This window comes from Edwardsiella piscicida (assembly GCF_001896205.1).
GTDB classification, from domain to species: domain Bacteria; phylum Pseudomonadota; class Gammaproteobacteria; order Enterobacterales; family Enterobacteriaceae; genus Edwardsiella; species Edwardsiella piscicida.
Genome location: NZ_MPNU01000001.1, coordinates 2,869,795 through 2,890,356, shown reverse-complemented (window position 1 = coordinate 2,890,356; position 20,562 = coordinate 2,869,795). Strand labels below are relative to the sequence as shown.

The 20,562-nt window shown below is 61.9% G+C and carries 18 protein-coding genes; 16 read left to right on the top strand and 2 right to left on the bottom strand.

The window, feature by feature from the left end:
- Positions 1-361: 361 nt before the first annotated feature.
- From uvrB to dusC, 3 genes are all read left to right on the top strand, one after another.
- Positions 362-2,380, top strand: a complete 2,019-nt coding sequence (uvrB, locus tag BRD58_RS13285) for an excinuclease ABC subunit UvrB (RefSeq protein WP_015462060.1) — start codon at positions 362-364, stop codon at positions 2,378-2,380.
- Positions 2,381-2,455: 75 nt separating this feature from the next.
- Positions 2,456-2,728 carry a VF530 family protein gene (locus BRD58_RS13280; RefSeq protein WP_012849373.1) on the top strand — a complete coding sequence of 91 codons (273 nt, stop codon included), beginning with the start codon at positions 2,456-2,458 and terminating at the stop codon, positions 2,726-2,728.
- 83 nt (positions 2,729-2,811) lie between these two features.
- Complete coding sequence (gene dusC / locus BRD58_RS13275) at positions 2,812-3,768, top strand: tRNA dihydrouridine(16) synthase DusC (protein ID WP_015462059.1); 957 nt, start codon at positions 2,812-2,814, stop codon at positions 3,766-3,768.
- A 12-nt stretch (positions 3,769-3,780) separates the two neighbouring features.
- Here dusC and BRD58_RS13270 read toward each other — a convergent pair whose 3' ends face one another.
- On the bottom strand, positions 3,781-4,752 hold the full coding sequence (locus tag BRD58_RS13270; RefSeq protein WP_073383371.1) for a bile acid:sodium symporter: 972 nt from the start codon (positions 4,750-4,752) through the stop codon (positions 3,781-3,783).
- Between the two features lie 346 nt (positions 4,753-5,098).
- Positions 5,099-5,998 carry an EamA family transporter gene (locus tag BRD58_RS13265; protein ID WP_012849370.1) on the bottom strand — a complete coding sequence of 300 codons (900 nt, stop codon included), beginning with the start codon at positions 5,996-5,998 and terminating at the stop codon, positions 5,099-5,101.
- Positions 5,999-6,401: 403 nt separating this feature from the next.
- Here BRD58_RS13265 and pbpG point away from each other — a divergent pair, with 403 nt between their 5' ends.
- The 13 genes from pbpG to BRD58_RS13200 all read left to right on the top strand — a co-directional run bounded on the left by pbpG (position 6,402) and on the right by BRD58_RS13200 (position 20,529).
- Positions 6,402-7,331, top strand: coding sequence for a D-alanyl-D-alanine endopeptidase (gene pbpG / locus BRD58_RS13260; protein ID WP_012849368.1), 930 nt, complete (start codon positions 6,402-6,404; stop codon positions 7,329-7,331).
- A gap of 123 nt (positions 7,332-7,454) precedes the next feature.
- Positions 7,455-8,360: a DUF808 domain-containing protein gene (locus BRD58_RS13255; RefSeq protein ID WP_041692891.1), complete on the top strand. Its 906-nt coding sequence runs from the start codon at positions 7,455-7,457 to the stop codon at positions 8,358-8,360.
- A 680-nt stretch (positions 8,361-9,040) separates the two neighbouring features.
- Entirely contained in the window at positions 9,041-9,820 is a 780-nt protein-coding gene (gene agaR / locus BRD58_RS13250; protein WP_255640309.1) for a transcriptional repressor AgaR, read from the top strand.
- Between the two features lie 49 nt (positions 9,821-9,869).
- Positions 9,870-11,150: a tagatose-bisphosphate aldolase subunit KbaZ gene (gene kbaZ, locus BRD58_RS13245; RefSeq protein ID WP_012849364.1), complete on the top strand. Its 1,281-nt coding sequence runs from the start codon at positions 9,870-9,872 to the stop codon at positions 11,148-11,150.
- A gap of 13 nt (positions 11,151-11,163) precedes the next feature.
- Positions 11,164-12,360, top strand: a complete 1,197-nt coding sequence (locus BRD58_RS13240; protein WP_012849363.1) for an SIS domain-containing protein — start codon at positions 11,164-11,166, stop codon at positions 12,358-12,360.
- Complete coding sequence (gene agaV / locus BRD58_RS13235; RefSeq protein ID WP_012849362.1) at positions 12,347-12,844, top strand: PTS N-acetylgalactosamine transporter subunit IIB; 498 nt, start codon at positions 12,347-12,349, stop codon at positions 12,842-12,844. Before BRD58_RS13240 ends, agaV begins: the two co-directional genes overlap by 14 nt.
- A gap of 53 nt (positions 12,845-12,897) precedes the next feature.
- Positions 12,898-13,668: a PTS N-acetylgalactosamine transporter subunit IIC gene (agaW, locus tag BRD58_RS13230; RefSeq protein WP_012849361.1), complete on the top strand. Its 771-nt coding sequence runs from the start codon at positions 12,898-12,900 to the stop codon at positions 13,666-13,668.
- Positions 13,658-14,548: a PTS system mannose/fructose/sorbose family transporter subunit IID gene (locus BRD58_RS13225; protein WP_012849360.1), complete on the top strand. Its 891-nt coding sequence runs from the start codon at positions 13,658-13,660 to the stop codon at positions 14,546-14,548. Before agaW ends, BRD58_RS13225 begins: the two co-directional genes overlap by 11 nt.
- Positions 14,549-14,617: 69 nt before the next feature.
- Entirely contained in the window at positions 14,618-15,058 is a 441-nt protein-coding gene (agaF, locus tag BRD58_RS13220) for a PTS galactosamine/N-acetylgalactosamine transporter subunit IIA (protein WP_015462056.1), read from the top strand.
- Positions 15,059-15,061: 3 nt separating this feature from the next.
- Complete coding sequence (nagA, locus tag BRD58_RS13215; RefSeq protein ID WP_012849358.1) at positions 15,062-16,216, top strand: N-acetylglucosamine-6-phosphate deacetylase; 1,155 nt, start codon at positions 15,062-15,064, stop codon at positions 16,214-16,216.
- A gap of 128 nt (positions 16,217-16,344) precedes the next feature.
- Entirely contained in the window at positions 16,345-17,394 is a 1,050-nt protein-coding gene (locus BRD58_RS13210; RefSeq protein ID WP_012849357.1) for a glycoside hydrolase family 88/105 protein, read from the top strand.
- A 210-nt stretch (positions 17,395-17,604) separates the two neighbouring features.
- The gene (locus BRD58_RS13205) at positions 17,605-18,834 is read left to right on the top strand and encodes an anaerobic sulfatase maturase (RefSeq protein WP_073383367.1); all 1,230 of its coding nucleotides are present in this window, start codon (positions 17,605-17,607) and stop codon (positions 18,832-18,834) included.
- Between the two features lie 75 nt (positions 18,835-18,909).
- Positions 18,910-20,529, top strand: a complete 1,620-nt coding sequence (locus BRD58_RS13200; RefSeq protein WP_069579075.1) for a sulfatase family protein — start codon at positions 18,910-18,912, stop codon at positions 20,527-20,529.
- Positions 20,530-20,562 lie beyond the last annotated feature (33 nt).

The window sequence follows — 20,562 nt, the reverse complement described above, 5'->3', positions numbered from 1 at the left end:
GCGAAGCCAGAGCCCGCGCGGTTCGCCCTTAACCCGCTCGGATTATCGTCCTTATGTTAATTTATTTAATTATCAATGAATTAATTAAAATCAAGGCGTGTATGGGTTTTGCCATGCCGAGGGGAGGCCCCCTTGACAAGCGCATCGTTGACAGGGTGAGCCGTCGGGGGATGAAATGGGGATAAATGTCACTCTGCGGTGAAAATTGTGAAACGGATGTGAACGCGCGGGCGCCGCCCGTGTGCGGGTATTTTAAGCTGGGTAAATATCCAGTAATATAACCGGTTCACACAATAATCCGGCGCAGCGCAGCGCGGTTCATCTGCCGGCGGGTCGCCGCCGCGTAATGGGGTAGTGAGTCATGAGCAAAGCCTTCAAACTGCATTCCGCCTTTCAGCCCTCCGGCGATCAGCCAGAGGCTATCCGCCGTCTGGAAGCGGGGTTAGAGGATGGGCTGGCGCATCAGACCCTGCTGGGGGTGACCGGCTCGGGCAAGACGTTTACCATCGCCAACGTGATCGCCGATCTTAACCGGCCGACCATGGTGATGGCGCCCAACAAGACGCTGGCCGCCCAGCTGTACGGGGAGATGAAGCAGTTCTTCCCGGAAAATGCGGTGGAGTACTTTGTCTCCTACTACGACTACTATCAGCCGGAAGCCTATGTGCCCAGCTCGGATACCTTTATCGAAAAGGACGCGTCGGTCAACGAGCACATTGAACAGATGCGCCTGTCGGCCACCAAGGCGCTGCTGGAGCGGCGCGACGTGGTGGTCGTCGCCTCGGTCTCCGCGATTTACGGCCTGGGCGATCCCGATCTGTACCTGAAGATGATGCTGCACCTGACCCAGGGGATGCTGATCGATCAGCGCAGCATTCTGCGCCGCCTCTCCGAGCTGCAGTATGCCCGGAACGATCAGGCGTTTGCGCGCGGGACTTTTCGGGTGCGCGGCGAGGTGATCGACATCTTCCCGGCGGAGGCCGACGACGAGGCGCTGCGGGTGGAGCTGTTTGATGACGAGGTGGAGCGCCTGTCGCTGTTCGATCCCCTCACCGGGCAGCTGCTGCGCACGGTGCCGCGCTTTACCGTCTACCCAAAGACCCACTATGTGACCCCGCGCGAACGCATCCTGCAGGCGATGGAGGAGATCCGCGCCGAGCTGGCGACGCGCCGTCAGTCGCTGCTGGCCAATAACAAGCTGCTGGAAGAGCAGCGTCTGGCCCAGCGCACCCAGTTCGATCTGGAGATGATGAACGAGCTGGGCTACTGCTCGGGGATCGAAAACTACTCCCGCTATCTCTCCGGGCGCGGGCCCGGTGAGCCGCCGCCGACCCTGTTTGACTACCTGCCGGCGGACGGCCTGCTGGTGATCGATGAGTCCCATGTCACCATCCCGCAGATCGGCGGAATGTACCGCGGCGACCGGGCGCGGAAAGAGACGCTGGTGGAGTATGGCTTTCGCCTGCCGTCGGCGCTGGATAACCGCCCGCTGCGCTTTGAGGAGTTCGAGGCGCTGGCGCCGCAGACCATCTATGTGTCGGCGACCCCGGGCAACTACGAGCTGGAGAAGTCGGGCGACGAGGTGATCGATCAGGTGGTGCGCCCGACGGGGCTGCTCGATCCGCTGATCGAGGTGCGCCCGGTGGCGACCCAGGTGGACGACCTGCTGTCGGAGATCAATCAGCGCGCCGCCATCGGCGAGCGGGTGTTGGTGACCACCCTGACCAAGCGGATGGCCGAAGATTTGACCGAGTATCTGGAGGAGCACGGCGTGCGCGTGCGCTATCTGCACTCCGATATCGACACCGTCGAGCGCATGGAGATCATCCGCGATCTGCGCCTGGGCGAGTTTGACGCGCTGGTGGGGATCAACCTGCTGCGCGAGGGGCTGGATATGCCGGAGGTGTCGCTGGTGGCGATTCTGGACGCGGACAAGGAGGGCTTCCTGCGCTCGGAGCGTTCGCTGATTCAGACCATCGGCCGAGCGGCGCGTAACCTGAACGGCAAGGCGATCCTCTATGCCGACAAAATGACCCCGTCGATGGCGCGGGCGATCGGAGAGACAGAGCGCCGCCGCGAGCGCCAGCAGGCCTTTAACCTGGCGCACGGCATCACGCCGCAGGCGCTGAACAAGAAGGTCACGGATATCCTGCAGCTGGGCGACGCTCCGTCGCGCAGCCGGGCCAAAGGGACGCGCGGACAGCGTGCGGCAGAGCCGCGTACGGACTACCGCGATCTGTCGGCGAAGCAGATCGAGCAGCAGATCCAGCGTCTGGAGACGCAGATGTACCAGCATGCTCAGAACCTGGAGTTTGAGCAGGCCGCCGCGCTGCGCGACGAGATCCACATTCTGCGCGAGCAGTTTAAGAATGCGCCCTAGGGGCGCAGCTTTTGCTTGCCCGTCGGCCCGAGTGCCGTTAGGGTAAGCCCCCCTGTTATGCCAAGCGGAAACACTATGAACCCATCACGCGATCCCCTGCACGGGATCACCCTGGAAGCCCTGCTGACGGCGCTGGTCACGCGCTACGGCTGGCCGGAGCTCGGCCGCCGCATCGCCATCAACTGCTTTTTGAGCGATCCCAGCATTAAATCCAGCCTGAAGTTTCTGCGTCGGACCCCCTGGGCCCGCGCCAAGGTCGAAGCGCTGTATCTGGATTCCCTGCAGTCAGAGACGCCCCCCGCGGATACCCCCTGGGACGGCTGGCGGCGGCGCGACGGCGACGCGTGAAGCCCCGTTGCGGACCGGCGGGGAACGCAGTACTCTCTGCGCCGGTCACGCATGGCGTGAGGGGAGAGTCTAAGGATAACGCGATGCTGAAAGTGAAACGGGTGCTGCTGGCGCCGATGGAAGGGGTGCTGGATGCCCTGGTGCGCGAGCTGCTCAGCGAGGTGAACGACTACGATCTGTGCATCACCGAGTTTGTGCGGGTGGTGGACAGGCTGCTGCCGGAGAGGGTGTTCTACCGCCTGTGCCCGGAGCTGCACCGCCGCAGTCAGACCCTGAGCGGCACGCCCGTGCGCATTCAGCTGCTGGGACAGTCGCCGCACTGGCTGGCGGAGAACGCCCTGCGCGCGGTGACGCTGGGCTCGCCGGGGGTGGACTTCAACTGCGGCTGCCCTTCGAAGGCGGTTAACGGCAGCGGCGGCGGCGCCACGCTCTTAAAAGATCCGGCGCTGATTTACGCCGGAGTGCAGGCGATGCGTCAGGCGATACCGGCGCACCTGCCGCTGACGGTGAAGGTGCGTCTGGGCTGGGCGTGCGACAGCCAGCGTGTTGAAATCGCCGATGCGGTGCAGCAGGGCGGGGCGACGGAGCTGGTGGTGCACGGTCGCACCAAAGAGGATGGCTACCGCGCCGATCGGATCAACTGGGCGGCGATCGGCGAGATCCGTCGCCGCCTGCGGATCCCGGTGATCGCCAACGGCGAGATCTGGGACTACGCCAGTGCCCAGGCGTGTCTGGCGCAGACCGGGTGCGATGCGCTGATGATCGGGCGCGGCGCGCTGAATATCCCCAACCTGAGCCGGGTTATCAAAGAGAATGCGCCGAAGATGCCGTGGCCGCAGGTGGTCACGCTGCTGCAGCGCTACGCCCGGCTGGAGAAGCAGGGGGATACCGGGCTGTATCACGTGGCGCGCATCAAGCAGTGGCTGAGCTACCTTCGTAAGGAGTACCCCCAGGCCGACGCCCTGTTCCGTCAGGTTCGTCCGCTGATGGATAGCCGCGCGATCGCGGCGGCCATCGGCGCGCTGGAGCCCACCCAATAGCGGGGTGAGGCATCAGGTCGTCCTCCCCGCGTCTTTGCTCCGCGCCCCCAGGCGCGGTATCCACCGAATATACATCAGCTCACTCGCCAGTTCGACGATCGTCTGGGCCACGATCACCGCCGGAAGCAGCGGAATCGCGCCGGGGACGGCGAGCGCCAGCGGCAGCACCACCAGCGAATTACGGGTCGCCGCGCTGAAGGCGAGCGCCCGCCCGGCCGGCGCCTCAAGGCGGAACAGCCGCGCCACCGTCCAGCCTATCAGCGGCGCGACGACAGCGAAGACCAGGTAGAGCGGTATCACGCGCCAGACCAGCGTGATGGATTCACGGAGCGGCGGCAGGGTCGCGGCGACGATGATCCCCAGGACCAGGGCGGTGGAGGGCACCGGCAGCAGCGAGAGTCCCCCGGCAATGGCCTGCCCGTAGCGGCGGCGGCATACCCGCTGGGTCAGCGCCGCCAAGCCCAGCGGCAGCACGATTAACCCGATAAACGCCGCAATAAACGGCGCCGGACGGACCACGTCTGCCGCCAGCTCACCGAGAAACAGGTGCAGATAGAGCGGGAGCAGCAGCGCTTGCGCCAGCAGCAGCAGCGGCGTCGCGGCGAGCAGCAGGCGCGCATCGGCGCGTCCGAGCTGGGCGAATGTCACCACATAGTCGATGCAGGGCGAGAGCAGCACCAGCAGTACGCCGAGCCGCAGCAGGGGATCGGGCGGCAGAAAGGGGAGCAGCAGGGCGACCAGCGCCGGCATCAACAGAAACTGGGTCAGGAACAGCGGCAGCAAAAACCGCGGGTGGCGTAAGGCGCGCCGTAGCTCCGCGAAGGGCATCTGCAGGAAGGTGGCATACAGCATCAGCGCCAGCGCGGGGGTGATGGCGGCGCTGAGCCGTTCACCGGCGACGGGAGCGGTATAGGCCAGCAGCGCGGCCAGCAGGATGACAGAAAAATAGAGGGTAATCTGGCGCCGCTCCAGCCAGTCGCGCATTGCGTTCATGATGTCGTGCTTCGTCGTTAAAGAGTCTGGCCGGGCATCATAGCGGGAAAGCGCGGAGCAAAACATACCGGGAAACGTAGGGATAAAGGGGGCTGGGACGATATGGGGGCCTGTCAACGGGGGGATGGTTGGCGTTTCAAGACGTCCCGCGGGAGTACCTTTACCCGCCTGCCCTGGATATTTGCACTGTGCAGCATAGATAAATAGGCTGGCACCAGGCATTGCTCATGGCGTCCTTGACGTCTGACGCCGGCCATTTTTGCGGCCTGGAATCCCCCGGTAATCGCGGCGGCGCGCGGTTTTTCCGGCGCGCCGCCGTAGGGGAGAGGCACCAGCGCTAATGGCGCACCAGGCGGAAATCCACCAGGCGGTTGCCCAGCACCGCCAGCGCCAGCCCTAGCAGGATCAGCAGCAGGCTATAGAGCTGGGCAGGGCTGAGGCGATCGCCGTAGGTGAGCAGATCGGCTCCCAGCGCCACCAGCGGGATCAGCAGGGTAAAGGGCATCAGGTGCGTTGCCCGGTTGCGCAGCAGCAATCGCCCCCAGATGGCATAGGCCAGATGGGTGGCGATATAGGCCAGATAGATCAGCGCCAGCAGCGCGCTGAAGTCCAGCGTGCGCAGAGAGGTCAGGGTGGCCTGGGCGCCGTTAAACAGCCAGGCGGCCAGGAAGAAGGGAATAATGGGCGCCAGTGCCGCCCAGGCGATCAGCGCCGGCAGAGAGCCCTGAATGTTGTCGCGGATGCGCAGGCGCTGAATCAGATTACCCAGCGCCAGACAGAGGGCCGCCCCCAGCGCGAGCAGGATGACCCCGCGCGACAGCGGTAGCCCCGTCAGACCCGGATGCAGCAGCAGCGCCAGACCGGTGAGGACAAACAGCAGGGCGATAATTTGGCTGGTGCGGATGCGCTCGCCAAACAGCAGGGCGCCAAGCAGCAGCGTGAACAGCAGCTGCAGCTGCAGCAGCATCGCCGCCACGCCCGCGCTGAGGCCGCCCTGCAGGGCAAAAAAGAGGAAGGCGAACTGACCGAAGCCGATCAGCAGTCCATACAGGATCAGCGTATGGGCGGGCAGCGCCGGGCGCGGCAGCAGAAATACCGCCGGCAGCGCCAGCAGCAGGCAGCGTAGACCGCCCAGCAGCAGCGGCGGCAAATGCTGCAGCCCCGTCTGCATCACCACGAATCCCACGCCCCAGATCGCCACCACCAACAGCGCCAGCAGGGTATCTTTTAGCCCCATAGTCCACTCTCCGCGTTAGGTTATTATCCCGGCGCCGCCGCGCGGGCAGCGCAGGGCGTTTTTTCCGGGTATCCCTCTGATAAAACAACTATAGTCAATGGCATCCTTTCGTGTGTTTTTTCGCGCCGTCGCGCGGCGATATTTCGCGCCGTCGCCGCCGCCCGGCGATTCACATACGGAAACATTTTTATTTTTGCTGCCTTTCGAGCGAGCGATTAGGCTGTGTGCCGCACGCTCCGTCACGCGGCGCCGTCTGAGCGGACGAAGGGTGCTGAGGAGCGTAAACGCATGATGGGTATGACGTTTGGCTCCGTACTCCTGCCCGTGGACCGCTGTCGGTCATCAGTGCGGCGGGCTTCCCGGCGTATACCGGGTCCATTCCTTGTGAGATTAATGAAGAAACATGGCTGTTAAACTCCGTTATTCCCTATTAAGTCTGTTGATTCTGGGCGGCGGCATCAGCGCGCTGCCGGCCGCTCAGGCACGCGAGCCGATCGCCGCCGCCGCGCCGCGTGCGCCGCTGGCGCTGGCCTCGGGCAGTGCGATGGTGGTGGATATGAATAATCACCAGGTGATCTATGCCAGCCACCCCGATGTGCAGGTGCCGATCGCCTCGATAACCAAGCTGATGACGGCGATGGTGACGCTGGATGCGCACCCCAATCTGGATGAGGTTATCGCGGTCGACATTCACCGTACCAAAGAGCTGAAGGGCGTCTTTTCCCGGGTGCGGGTGGGTAGCGAGCTGACCCGGCGTCAAATGCTGCTGCTGGCGCTGATGTCGTCGGAGAACCGCGCCGCCGCGACGCTGGCGCATCACTATCCCGGCGGCTACGACGCGTTTATCCGGGCGATGAACGCCAAGGCCCGGGCGCTGGGGATGACCCGCACGCATTACGTGGAGCCCACCGGGCTGTCGCCGAACAACGTGTCGAGCGCCCGCGATCTGGTCAAACTGCTGCAGGCGGCGAAAGGCTATCCGCTGATCGGCGAGCTGAGCACCACGGAGACCAAGAGCGTCACCTTTGCCCATCCGACCTATACGGAAACCTTTAACAACACCAACCACCTGCTGCGCAATGACAAGTGGAATATCCAGATGACCAAGACCGGCTTTACCAACCAGGCGGGGCACTGCCTGGCGATGCGGACGGTGATCGGCGGTCGCCCGGTGGCGCTGGTGGTATTGGATGCCTTTGGCAAGTATACCCACTTCGCCGATGCCAATCGGCTGCGCGAATGGATGCTGACGGGGAAGTCCGCCCCGGTTCCGGCGGCGGCGCTGAGCTATAAGCAGCAGAAAAACCTGGGCCAGCGTCTGGCCGAAAACTGATATTTACCGCCCCGCTGGCGGGGCGGTGAGTGGAATGCTGTCTGCGTGCGCCGGTTGGCGCACGACTTTTTTGCGGCGGCGGCTTATGATGAGCACGTTAATATTATTGAAAGGATAGTGACGGTGGCCGGCAGCAGTTTATTGACCCTGATTGATGATATCGCCTCACTGCTGGATGATGTGGCGTTGATGAGTAAGATGGCGGCGCGCAAGACCGCCGGGGTACTGGGTGACGATCTGGCGCTCAATGCGCAGCAGGTGAGCGGCGTCAACGCCGATCGTGAGCTGCCGGTGGTGTGGGCGGTGGCGCGCGGCTCCCTGCTGAACAAGGCGATCCTGGTGCCGCTGGCCCTGCTGATCAGCGCCCTGGCGCCCTGGCTGATTACGCCGCTGCTGATGCTGGGCGGCGCATTTTTGTGCTACGAAGGTGCAGAGAAGCTGGCCCATCAATGGCTGCAGCGTGGGCAGGCGCCGCAGCACGCCGAGCCGGCGCTGCCGGACGATATGCAGGCCTATGAGCGCGAGAAGGTGAAGGGAGCTATCCGCACCGACTTCATTCTTTCCGCTGAGATCGTGGCGATTACGCTGGGTACGGTCGCCAGCGCGACGTTTGTGCAGCAGGTGCTGGTGCTGTGCGGCATCGCGCTGGTGATGACCCTGGGCGTGTATGGCCTGGTGGCGCTGATCGTGAAGCTGGATGACGCCGGGCTGTGGCTGAGCGCCCGCCCGGGTAGGCTGGCGCGCAGCCTGGGGCGGGGGCTGCTGAATGCCGCCCCCTGGCTGATGCGCCTGCTGTCGGTGGCCGGAACGGCCGCCATGTTTATGGTGGGGGGCGGCATCGTGGTACACGGACTGCCCTGGCTGCATCACGGCATCGCGGCCCTGAGTCAGTCCGCCGTTGGCCTGCCCAGCGTTGGGATGCTGCTGGGCGGCATCGGGCCGTCGCTGCTGAACATGCTGTTCGGTATCCTGCTGGGGGGGCTTCTCGTCTCGCTGATCCTCGGCGCGCGGCGTCTGCTGCGTCGTTGACCGCGGCGGGGCGCCGTCGTCGCCCCGTCGATCTTCTCGTTTTTCCTTCCTTTTCTTTTTCTGTGTTATTGCCGATATCTGATTGTTTTTACTTTCGCATTATCGCGAAGGTATTCGAAAGGTATTGTCGGATCCTCGTCGGTATCGGGCCGTTTGGCGGCGCCAGCGCGCCGCGGGTGGCGGATTTAACGCTTGCTTTCCGGGGGTGATCTTTGGATAAATAGCGGGCAAAGCGTTATGTGGGATGAAAAGCGCGCGTAATGCGACGGGTTAAGGCGTTTTTTCCCCCCTCGGTTCGGTGTCGTTGTGTGTTTTTACGCCGATCGCTTTTATTTGTTTTTTATTTCATTTTTTGCGTAACTTAACGAAGAAGATGGTTTTCGTTTGCTACCATGACAGTGTGCAGCCAGATGCGCAGAAACAGGGCATGACCGCCGCCGCGGCGGGATATGCCGGGGTCTGTCTCTGCTCTCCGGTGGTGCGTACGCCCGACAGCGGGCGGCGGAGCGCCGCGGACAGGCTGTGAACGAGATCGTTTTGAAAGTCTTTGGCTGTTATTCGAAAGTTTGTGAAAGCAATCATATTTTTCGGTTGTTTGTGTTGAAAGCAATCGTAATGTTATTAATCTTAGGTCGAGGCCTGTTGAAGTTCGCTTTAACCGGTTTCGTAAGGGGACAAAAGTGAAAGCGGCAGCAATCGAAAGGCGCATGGAAATCTTCAACGTAGTGACCGCCCAAGGGAAGGCACGCGTTGAGGAGTTGGCCGCACGGTTTAACGTCTCAAGCGTCACCATCCGCAGTGACCTGACTTTTCTGGAAGAGAACGGCTACATCGTGCGTTCGCACGGCGCGGCAATCCCTAATACCGGGGTGATCGCCGAACTGAGCGTCCACGAGAAGCGCCACCGCAACAGCGGTGTGAAGTCTCAGATAGGTCTGGCGGCGGCCAAGCTGATTAACAGCGGTGACGCGGTGATTCTGGATTCTGGTACGACGACCCGTGAGATCGCCGGGCACCTGCGGGGCCTGGAGAACGTGGTGGTCATGACTAACGGTCTGGATGTCGCCGTGGAGCTCGTCTCCTCGCCGGGAGTGGAAGTGGTCTGCACCGGCGGGGTGTTACGTAAGAGCGCAATGTCTTTTTCAGGCTCGCAGGCCGAAGCCTGTTTGAAAAACTTCTGTTTCGACAAGGTTTTTCTCGGGGTGGATGGTTTCGATTTGCGGGCGGGTATCACCACACACAATGAGCAGGAAGCCAGTCTTAACCGCTTGATGTGTGAGATCTCCGATCAGGTGATCGCCGTTGCCGACTCGACCAAGTTTGGCAAGCGCGGCTACCACATGATCCGGGACTTCGCTGATATCGATATTCTGGTCACGGATTCCGGCATTCCCGACGAGTACGTCGAGCGTCTGCGGGAAGCACACGTTGAAGTGATTATCGCTGAAAAAGAGAAGTGACGCGCTGACTCCACGGTAAACCGGCCCGTGTTTATTGTGGAGTATTTTGATGCATCAGTTAGAACAGCTCGTACAGCGTCACAAGGCCGGTGAGCCGGTCGGTATCTATTCAGTCTGCTCTGCCCATCCGCTGGTGATTGAGGCCGCGATGGAGCAGGCGCTGCAGGACGACTCGCTCCTGCTGATCGAAGCCACCTCCAACCAGGTGGATCAGTTTGGCGGCTACACCGGGATGACGCCGGCCGATTTTCGCGACTATGTCTGTCGCCAGGCCGATTTACTGCAGTTCCCGTTAGCCAACCTGATCCTGGGCGGCGACCATTTGGGCCCTAACCGCTGGCAGCACCTGCCGGCCGCCGAGGCGATGGCCCACGCCGACACCCTGATCGCCGCCTACGTGGCCGCCGGTTTCCAAAAAATCCATCTCGATTGCAGCATGTCCTGCGCCGACGATCCGGTGCCGCTGAGCGATGCCACGGTCGCCGAGCGCGCCGCACGTCTGGCCGCCATCGCCGAGCGCACCGCCCGTGAACAGGTTGGCCGTAGCCAGCTGGTGTACGTTATCGGTACCGAAGTGCCGGTGCCGGGCGGCGCCAAAGAGCATATCGATACGCTGGAGGTCACCTCGCCGCAGGCGGCGCGCCAGACCATCGAGTGTCACCGCGAAGCCTTTGCCCGCGCCGGGATCGCCGAATGCTGGAACCGCGTCATCGGCCTGGTCGTACAGCCGGGCGTCGAGTTTGACCATACCGGGGTGATCGATTTTCGCCCGCAGCAGGCCCAGGCGCTCAGCCAGGTGCTGGCGGATTACCCGCACCAGGTGTTCGAGGCCCACTCCACCGATTACCAGACCGATCGCGCCTACCGCGAGCTGGTGGACAACCACTTTGCGATCCTGAAGGTCGGCCCGGCGCTGACCTTCGCCCTGCGTGAGGCGCTGTTCAGCCTGTGCCACATCGAAGAGGAAATGTATGGGCCGGAGCAGTGTTCCGGTCTGCGCCAGGCGATTGAAACGGCGATGCTGGAAGCCCCGCAGAACTGGCAAAAATACTACAGCGGCAGCGACGAGCAGGTGCGTTTCGCCCGTCGCTACAGCTTCAGCGACCGCATTCGCTACTACTGGCCGACGCCGGCGGTGCAGGCGGCACAGCAGACGCTGTTCCACAACCTGACCCAGGCGCCGATCCCTTATCCGCTGCTCAGCCAGTATCTGCCGCGCGAGTTCACCGCCGTGCGTGAAGGCGAACTGGCGCTGCAGCCTGAGGCGTTGGTCAAGGCGCACATTAAACAGATTTTATCCGGCTACGCGCAGGCCTGCCTGCGTAACTAATTAGGACGTGACTATGCAACACTATATGGGATATGACCTGGACGCGCTGCAGCGTCTCGGCGCGACATGGACGGCGAAAGAGATTGAGCAACAGCCGGTATGCTGGGAGAAGACCCAGCAGATCGTCAGCGGCATGCACACGGAGATCGAGACGTTTCTACGCCGTGCGCTGGCCGCCGATAATGCGCGGGTGATCTTCACCGGCGCAGGCACCTCGGCCTTTGCCGGCCGTGCGCTGGTGCCGCTGCTGTCACGCTATGTGTCACGCCGGATGGAGGCGATCGCCACCACCGATCTGGTCTCCTGCCCGCAGCAGTATCTGAGCGAAGATGTCCCGACCCTGCTGGTCTCTTTCGCCCGCTCCGGCAACAGTCCGGAGAGCGTCGCGGCGCTGCAGGTGGCCTCCGAGTGCCTGACCCAGTGCTGCCATCTGGTGCTGACCTGTAACCAGGACGGTCATCTGTACCGCTTCTGCCAGAATAGCCCGGACGCGCTGGCGGTGTTGACGCCGCCGGAGACCAACGATCAGTCGCTGGCGATGACCTCCAGCTTCTCCTCCATGATGATGGCGGCAGTTACGATTTTTGCCGGTCTTGATAAATATTCGAAAGATATCGAAGAATTTTGTAAAAAAAGTGCGGATTGGTTCAAACAAATAAACCGCCAATTTGTAGATAATATCCGGGCCGGGCAGTATCAGCGCGTTATCTATCTTGGTAGCGGAGGATTACAAGGATTGGCTCAGGAGTCGGCACTGAAGGTGCTGGAATTAACCTCAGGAAGAATTGCTGCTATGTTCGATTCCCCGTTGGGATTCCGTCATGGCCCTAAAGCAATAGTTAACAACGAAACATTAATCTTCGTTTTTATTTCTAACAATCCTTATACGCGTAAGTACGACCTCGACCTGTTGAAAGAGCTTCGTAGCGATAATGTTGCACGCGAAATTATTGCCGTGTCCGCCTATGAAGATAATACGGTAACTGCCGGTCGGCATATTATTGTGCCGGGCGTAGCGCAAAGCGATGACATTGGACTGTTATTTGCGTATTTGATGTTGGCACAGGCATTTGCATTCCATAATTCAATCGCCGTTGGAAATTCACCGGATAACCCATCTCCGACCGGGGAGATTAACCGGGTTGTTCAGGGCGTAACTATTTACGGTTTTGAAAAATCACTCGAAGGGAAAATTTATGAATCAGCCTAACATTGTCTGGACTCGTATCGACGAACGTTTACTGCACGGGCAGATCCGCATTACCTGGGGTAAACATACGGAGGCCAACCTGATTCTGGTGGCTAATGATGACGCGGCCGAAGGCGATAGCGCTGCATTTATGCAGGCGGGGATGAAAGCCTCCGCTGGCGGTGAATATGATGTGCGCTTCTTTACCATTCAAAAAACCATCGATGTGATTCACAAAGCCGCCGCGCGCCAGAAAATTTTTATTCTGTGCAATAATCCGCACGATGTTGCGCGCCTGGTTGAGGGCGGTGTGCCGATTACTCATTGTAATATCGGTAATATGCATTTCCATGAGGGCAAGCGCCAAATCGCTAAGACGGTATCGGTTGATGACAGCGATCTGGATGCCTTCCGTCGCATGATCAATCTGGGGGTTTCCTGCACCGTGCAGAATACGCCAGACCAGTCACCGGTTGATATTCTGACACTGGCTAAAAGCGCCTAATTCAGTGGGGGGATTATTCCCCCGCTGTAACACTCCGTCTAAGGAATATATTTATGGTCTTCGAAGCTACCCTGGTTGCCATTTGGGCATTCTTATGTGGTATCGATAAATACGACGTTGCATTAAATATTCACCGTCCATTAATTACTGGCCCGGTGGTCGGTTTAATCATGGGGAATATGGAGATCGGGCTGATCGCCGGCGCCACCCTGGAGCTGGCCTGGCTGGGTCTGGTGCCGAACGCCGGGGCGCAGCCGCCGGATGTGACCATGGGCACCATCGCCGCCGTCGCCTTCGCTGTGATGACCGGCCAGTCTCCGGAAGTGGCCATGGGGGTCGGCATGCCGATCGCGGTCTTGATGCAGATGATCGTCATCGGTTTCTTTGCGCTGACCGCGTTCACCATGGGTAAAGCGGACGAGTGCGCGGAACAGGCCGATGCCGGCGGTATTTCCCGCCTGCTGATAGGCACCATCATCACCCGCTCGATGCTGTACTTCGTGATCGCCTTTGCCACGGTCTACTTCGGTGAGCACGCCGCCGAGTGGATCGATCAGAACACGCCGAAAGCGCTGCTGGAAGGGCTGGGTATCGGTGCCAAGATGGTTCCGGCTATCGGCTTCGCCATGCTGCTGAAAATCATGTGGTCCAAAGAGATGGCCGGGGTGTTCTTCATCGGCTTCGTCATGACCACCTATCTGAAGCTGCCGATCATGGCCGTGGCGATCCTCGGCGCGTCCATCGCGGTGCTGTACTACTTCTTCAGCGGTAATAAGACCAATTCACAGCAGCAGGTTAAAGAGGAATTCGAAGATGGCATCTGAAGTCATTATCTCCCCGGCGCAGGATGAAAAGCGTAAGGCCGCAAGCCTGGTAGACAACGTTGATGCCTATCAGGATGGCGAGGTCCGCAAGGTTATCACCAAGAAAGATCTGTGGAAGTGCGCGTTCCGCGGCCTGTTCATGGAAGGCAACTTTAACTTCGAACGTATGCAGGGCGGTGGTTTTGCCTACTCGATGATCCCGGCGCTGAAGAAGATCCACGGTAATAACCGGGCGGATCTGGCCAAGTCGCTGAAGAACCATCTGCAGTTCTTTAACGCCAGTCCGAAGCTGTTCACCTTCCTGCTGGGCACCGCCATTGCGATGGAAGAGAACAAAGAGAAGCCGTCGACCATCAACGTGATGAAGGTGGCGGGCATGGGGCCGACCGGTGGGATTGGCGACGCCATTGACCACATGACGCTGATGCCGCTGACCCTGGCGCTGGGCGCATCCATCGCCATCGATGGCTCCATCGCCGGTCCGTTCGTATTCTTCATCCTGTATCAGGTCGTGCATTTCCTGGTCTACTTTGGCCTGATGTTCATGGGCTACCGCGCCGGTACGGCGGCGATGGTCAGCATGAGCGACGCGACGGAGAAGCTGGCGCGCGCCGCCAACATCATGGGTATCTTCGTCATCGGTGCGCTGTGCGCCACCTTTATACGATTTAGTACCACGGCGTCGATAGAGCTCGGCGGCAAGACGGTGGATCTGCAGAGCGCCCTGTTCGATAAGATCATGCCGAACATGCTGCCGCTGCTGCTGGTGTTCTTTATGTTCCGCATGGTGAAGGGGACCGGGTTCTGGGCTAAGCCACCGGTGCTGATCTTCTCCACGCTGGCGGCCGGCGTGGTCGGTCACCTGCTGGGCATTCTGTAACCACTGCGCCCCGTCGCGGCCTAAGGCTGGGCGGGGCGTTCCCGATGAGTAAGCTGTAAGGGTAATACGATGATTGGTCTTGTCATTTCCGGGCACATCCATTTTGCAACCGGCATGGCCTCCGCCGTGCACGCCATCGCCGGTGATCAGCCGCAGATGCGCTTTATCGATTTTGTTGAATCCATGTCGACCGACGATCTGGAGGACGCGCTGCGCCAGGCGGCCGATGAGGTCGACGACGGGGAAGGGGTGCTGTTCCTGACCGACCTGCCGGGGGGCTCGCCGTGCAACCGCGCGCTGAACGTACTGATGCGCCGCGAGGGCGTTGAGGTGCTGGCCGGGGTCAACCTGCCGATGATCGCCAACGCCGCCTTTGAGCGCGACGGTGCGACGCTGGCGGAGCTGGTGGCCATTCTGCAGGAGATTGGCGCCAGCAGCGTACAGAATATGCGCCAGACGCTGGAGGCTGCGATGGCACCGGCCGAGTGTGAAGCCAGCGACGGACTGTAAACCATGTTAACCGCCTACCTGGCCGACAGCGTATTCACCCCCCGAGGGATTGAGCGGGACGTCGCCGTGCTGGTTGCCGACGGCGTGATCACCGGCGTCGGTCAGCCGATCCCGCCGGGCACCCGGATGGTGCGTCTGCCCGGTCACAGCCTGTGGCCGGGGCTTATCGATATCCACATTCACGGTCGCGCCGGCGCCGACGTGATGGATGCGACGCCGCAGGCGCTGCAGACCATCGCCGATGCGCTGCCGCAGACCGGCGTGGTGGCCTGGGTCGGCACCACGGTCAGCGCGCCGCAGCAGGATGTCTGCCGGGCGCTGCGGCAGGTCGGCGCGTTTATCGCCGCCGGTCAAGCGCAGGGGGCTCGCCTGCTGGGCAGCTTTCTGGAGGGGCCGCACTTTACCGCCCCCTTCCGGGGATCGCACCCAGAGGCGTTTCTGAGCGCCCCCGAGGGCGCCGCGCTGGAGGCCCTGTGGCTGGCCAGCGAGGGAACGCTGCTGCGCGCCGCGCTGGCGCCGGAGTCGACGGCGGCGATGCAGGCGATCGCCTGGTGGCGTGCGCGCGGCGTAAAGGTCGGCGTAGCCCATACCGCGGCCAGCTTTGCCCAGGTCAACGAGGCCCATGCGCTGGGCGCCGACTGCGGCGTGCATCTGTATAACGGCATGTCTGGCCTGCACCATCGGGAGCCGGGCTGCTGCGGCGCGGTGCTGTATCTGGATATGCTGGCGGAGCTGATCGCCGACGGGATCCACGTTAACCCGGTGATGCTGAATCTGGCCTATCGAATGAAGGGCTACCGCCACATCGCGCTGATCACCGACTGCATGCGCGCCGGTGGACTGGGCGAAGGGCGCTATCGCCTGGGCGCTCAGGAGATCACGGTGCGCCACGGCGAGGCGCGAACCGACGACGGCTCGCTGGCGGGCAGCACCTGCAGCCTGGATCAGGCGGTGCGTAACATGGTCACCCTGGCCGGCGTTCCGGTCTGGGAGGCGGTGCAGATGGCGTCGGCGGTGCCGGCGGCCTATCTCGGCCTGCAGGATCGTCTGGGCGCGATCCGCCCCGGCGCCGCCGCCAGCTTTACGGCGGTGGATCCGGCCATGACGGTGGCGGAGACCTACATTAACGGCGAGTGCGCCTATCGACGCCCGGCCTGAGCGTCGGCGGCGTCGCTCGCCCCTACACAACCAGGCGCGGCCATGTCAGCCATGGCCGCGGTAAACCGAAGGCCCGCAGGGGAGTCATCGCCAGTGCGGAGATGAGCGGGCCCAGCGAGGATAATGCAATGACTGCGATAACACGTGAAGAGATTCTGCGCGACATGCTGCGGGTGTACCGCTATCAGGCGGCTCACCAGACGCGCAGCGTCGTACGCCGCAGCGGTAAGACGCGCTTCATCAAGGATACGGACTGGGAGCGCGGCGTGTTCTGGTCCTGCGCGGCGGCGGCCTGGCAGGCCACTGGCGATACGACCTATCTGGACGGGGTGATGAACTACACCCTGCATACCGGCTTCCGCACCGGCCCTAACGCCCGCTTCGCCGATGATATGGTGTGCTGTCAGGCCTATCTGGATGTCTATCCCCAGGTGAATCAGCCAGAGGCGCTGGAGCCGACCATCAAGTCCCTGGGGCTGATGGTGGATGAGCCGCGTCCGGGGCGCGAGGACTGGTGGTGGTGCGACGCGCTGTTTATGGCGCCGCCGGCCTTTGCCGCCCTCAGCGCGCGCACCGGCGATAGCCGCTATGCCGACTATATGGATGTCGCCTTCTGGGATGCGGTCGAGCACCTGTACGATGCGCAGAGCGGGCTGTTTTACCGCGATTACCGCTACATTCCCGATGGCAAAGGCGGTGAACTGCGCGAAGAGAACGGCGAGAAGGTCTTTTGGAGCCGCGGCAACGGCTGGGTGCTGGCCGCGGTGCCGCGTATCCTGGCGCATCTGCCGACCGATCACCCCAGCCGCCCACGCTATCTGGCGATGTTCAGCGCCCTGGCGGCAACGGTGAGCGACTATCAGCAGGCGGACGGCTTCTGGCGTACCAGCATGCGCGACCCGGCGCGCTTCCCGGCGCCGGAGAGCAGCGCCACCGCGCTGTTCTGCTACGGCGTGGCCTGGGGGATCCAGCAGGGGATCCTGGATCGCGCGCGCTATCTGCCCATGGTTGAGCGCGCCTGGTCGGCGCTGCGCGGCTGCATTCATGACAACGGTATGCTGGGGTGGGTACAGCTGCCGGCGTTCAACCCGCGCGACGTGAGTGCGGAGCACAATATTGACTACGGCGCGGGCGCTTATCTGCTGGCGGGCAGCGCGATGCTGGCGCTGTATGCCTGATCCGCAGCGCTGAATCTCTAGCCCGGCTTAGTGTCGGGCTTTTCTTTCATTGATTTTCATTCGCGCATGACTCGGCGCAAACGTGCCTGTTTGGTTACGCTGTACCGCTCAATATCTTTCGTTTTTTTTCGGTATTGTGATTTTACGCATCACTTATTTTCCTTGTATTTCGTAAAATAAGAAACATCGTTTTAAATAAGAGTCTCTCCCATGTCGCGTTCTCCGTCACAGCAAGCCAACTTTCATATGATGGCCAAGCCAGCGAGCTATCGCTGCAATCTGCGCTGCAGCTACTGCTTCTATCTGGAAAAGGAGGAGGTAGTGCCGCAGCAGGCCGGCGCGCGCTCGGCGGAAACCATGAGCGACGCGACGCTGCGGCGCTACGTGCGTGACTATATCCAGTCCCACGCGGGGGAGCAGGTGGACTTTGCCTGGCAGGGCGGCGAGCCGATGCTGGCCGGTCTGCCGTTTTATCAGCGGGCCGTGGAGTACCAGAAGAAATATGCCGGCGGCAAGACCATCACCAATAGCTTTCAGACCAATGGGATCGCCATCAATAGCCAGTGGGCCGACTTCTTTGCCGAGAACGGGTTTCTGATCGGCGTCTCGGTGGATGGGCTGGCCGCGGTGCACAACCGCTACCGTATCGCCGCGCAGGGGCAGCCCACGTTTGATCGCGTCTGCCGCGCCATCGACACGCTGCGTAGCCATCAGGTCGAGTTCAATACCCTGACGGTGGTGAACGATCAGAACTGGGACAAGGGGCGTCAGACCTATGAGGCGCTCAAGGCGCTGGGCTCGACCTTTATGCAGTTCATTCCGCTGGTGGAGGTGGACGCCGCCTGCGGCTGTGGCCATGGCCACCACTATTCACCGCCTGCCTCGCCGCAGATGGCGCCCTTTAGCGTCCCGGCCCACGGCTACGGCGCGTTTATGGCCGATGTCTTTGATGCCTGGGTGGCGCATGACGTCGGACGCTACTACGTGCGTGAGTTCGACAGCCTGCTCGGGGTATGGATGGGCTATCCGGCCTCGACCTGCGTTCAGTCGGCCACCTGCGGCCAGGCGATGATCATTGAAGCCAGCGGCGACGTCTACAGCTGCGACCACTTTGTCTACCCGGCCAACCGCCTGGGCAACGTTGCCGATACCTCGCTGGCGACGCTGGCGACGTCGGCGCGTCAGCAGCGCTTTGGCCAGGCGAAGCAGGATCGGCTCACGGCGCGCTGTCAGCAGTGTCCGGTGCGCCAGCTGTGCCAGGGGGGCTGTCCCAAACACCGAATTATGGGGCTCTCCGACGAGCGTCATCGGCACAACTACCTGTGCCCGTCCTATCTGCACTTTTTTACCCACACCGCCCCGGCAATGCAGATGATGCAGGCGGTGATCCGGCGCGGGGGGGTGGCGGCGGATGTGATGTCTTTAGGACGTGTTCCGTAACGGGTCGTGAGCGTCGACGACACGCACCATTACGGTACACATCCTGGTTAAACATGCATAACAACGGAGTTGGCAATGACGTTTTTCAGTAGCAAAAAGAAGCAGTTGGCAGGGCTGGTGGCCGCTGCCTGTCTGTGCGGTGCATCGTCGGCGTCGGCGGCGCCGGCGGCGGCGACCGACAGCCGCCCCAATGTCCTGCTGGTGATTATGGACGATCTGGGCACCGGTCAGCTGGACTTTGCGCTGGATGCGCTGGATCCCCAGGCGCTGGGCAAACGCCCGGTGGCCGCGCGTTACCAGGGCGATCTGGACAAGATGATCGATGCGGCGCGTCGGGCGATGCCCAACGTGGCCCAGCTGGCGAACCAGGGCGTGAAAATGACCAACGCCTTTGTCGCCCATCCAGTGTGCGGCCCGTCCCGCGCCGGCATCTTCACCGGGCGCTATCCGGCCAGCTTTGGCACCTACAGCAACGACGATGCTATGCTCGGCGTTCCGCTGGACATCACGCTGCTGCCGGCGCTGTTCCAGGAAAACGGCTATGCGACCGCCAATATCGGCAAGTGGCACAACGCCCGCATCGACAAGAAGAACTTTGTCGATAAGGCCGATCAGACCCGCGACTATCACGACAACATGATCTCCGTCAGCGCACCGGGCTATGGCCCGGAGTCGCGCGGCTTCGATTACTCCTACAGCTACTACGCCTCCGGCGCGGCGCTGTGGAATTCGCCGGCAATTTGGCAGAATGGCAAGAATATTGCCGCGCCGGGCTACCTGACCCATAACCTGACTAACGAGACGCTGAAGTTTCTCGACGATCATCAGGGCAAGCCCTTCTTCATCAGTCTGGCCTACAGCGTTCCCCATATTCCGCTGGAGCAGGCCTCTCCGGCCCGCTATATGGATAAATTCCATACCGGCAACGCCGAGGCGGACAAGTATTTTGCCGCCGTCAACGCCGCCGACGAGGGCATTGGACAGATTATCGAACGCCTGAAGGCGCTGGGGGAGCTGGATAACACCCTGATCTTCTTCATTTCTGATAACGGGGCGGTGCACGAATCGCCGATGCCGCTCAACGGAATGGATCGCGGCTTCAAGGGGCAGATGTTCAACGGCGGCGTGCACGTGCCGTTCGTCGCCTACTGGCCGAAGCATATCCCGGCCGGTACCCAGAGCAACGTGATGGTCAGCGCCATCGATATTCTGCCTACGGCGCTGAAGGCCGCCGGGATCACTATCCCCGACGCGATGAAGGTGGACGGACGTGACATCATGCCGCAGCTGAGCGGTAAGGCGCAGACGTCACCGCACCGCTACCTGTTCTGGGCGGGGCCGGGCGCCAAGCACTACAGCGAGGAGAACCAGCCGTTCTGGTTCGACTACTGGAAGTGGATCACCTATGAAGCGCCGATGCCGCCGAAGAACCCGAACCTGGAGAAGCTCTCGCCTTCATCCTGGGCGGTACGCGACGGGGAGTGGACGCTCTACTTCTATGACGACGGCAGCAATCGGGTACAGCTGTTCAACGATCGCCTCGACCCGGCGGAGTCTCAGGATCTGGCGACCAAGTATCCGCAGCGGGTGGCCGAGATGAAGGCGGCCTACCACGACTGGATCAAGACCAAGCCCAAGCCGGTCGCCTGGGGACAGGACCGCTACCATATGCTGGAGCAGTCGGCCCGCAGCTGAGGGGCCTGAGCGGGGCAGCGCCGTATGCGCTGC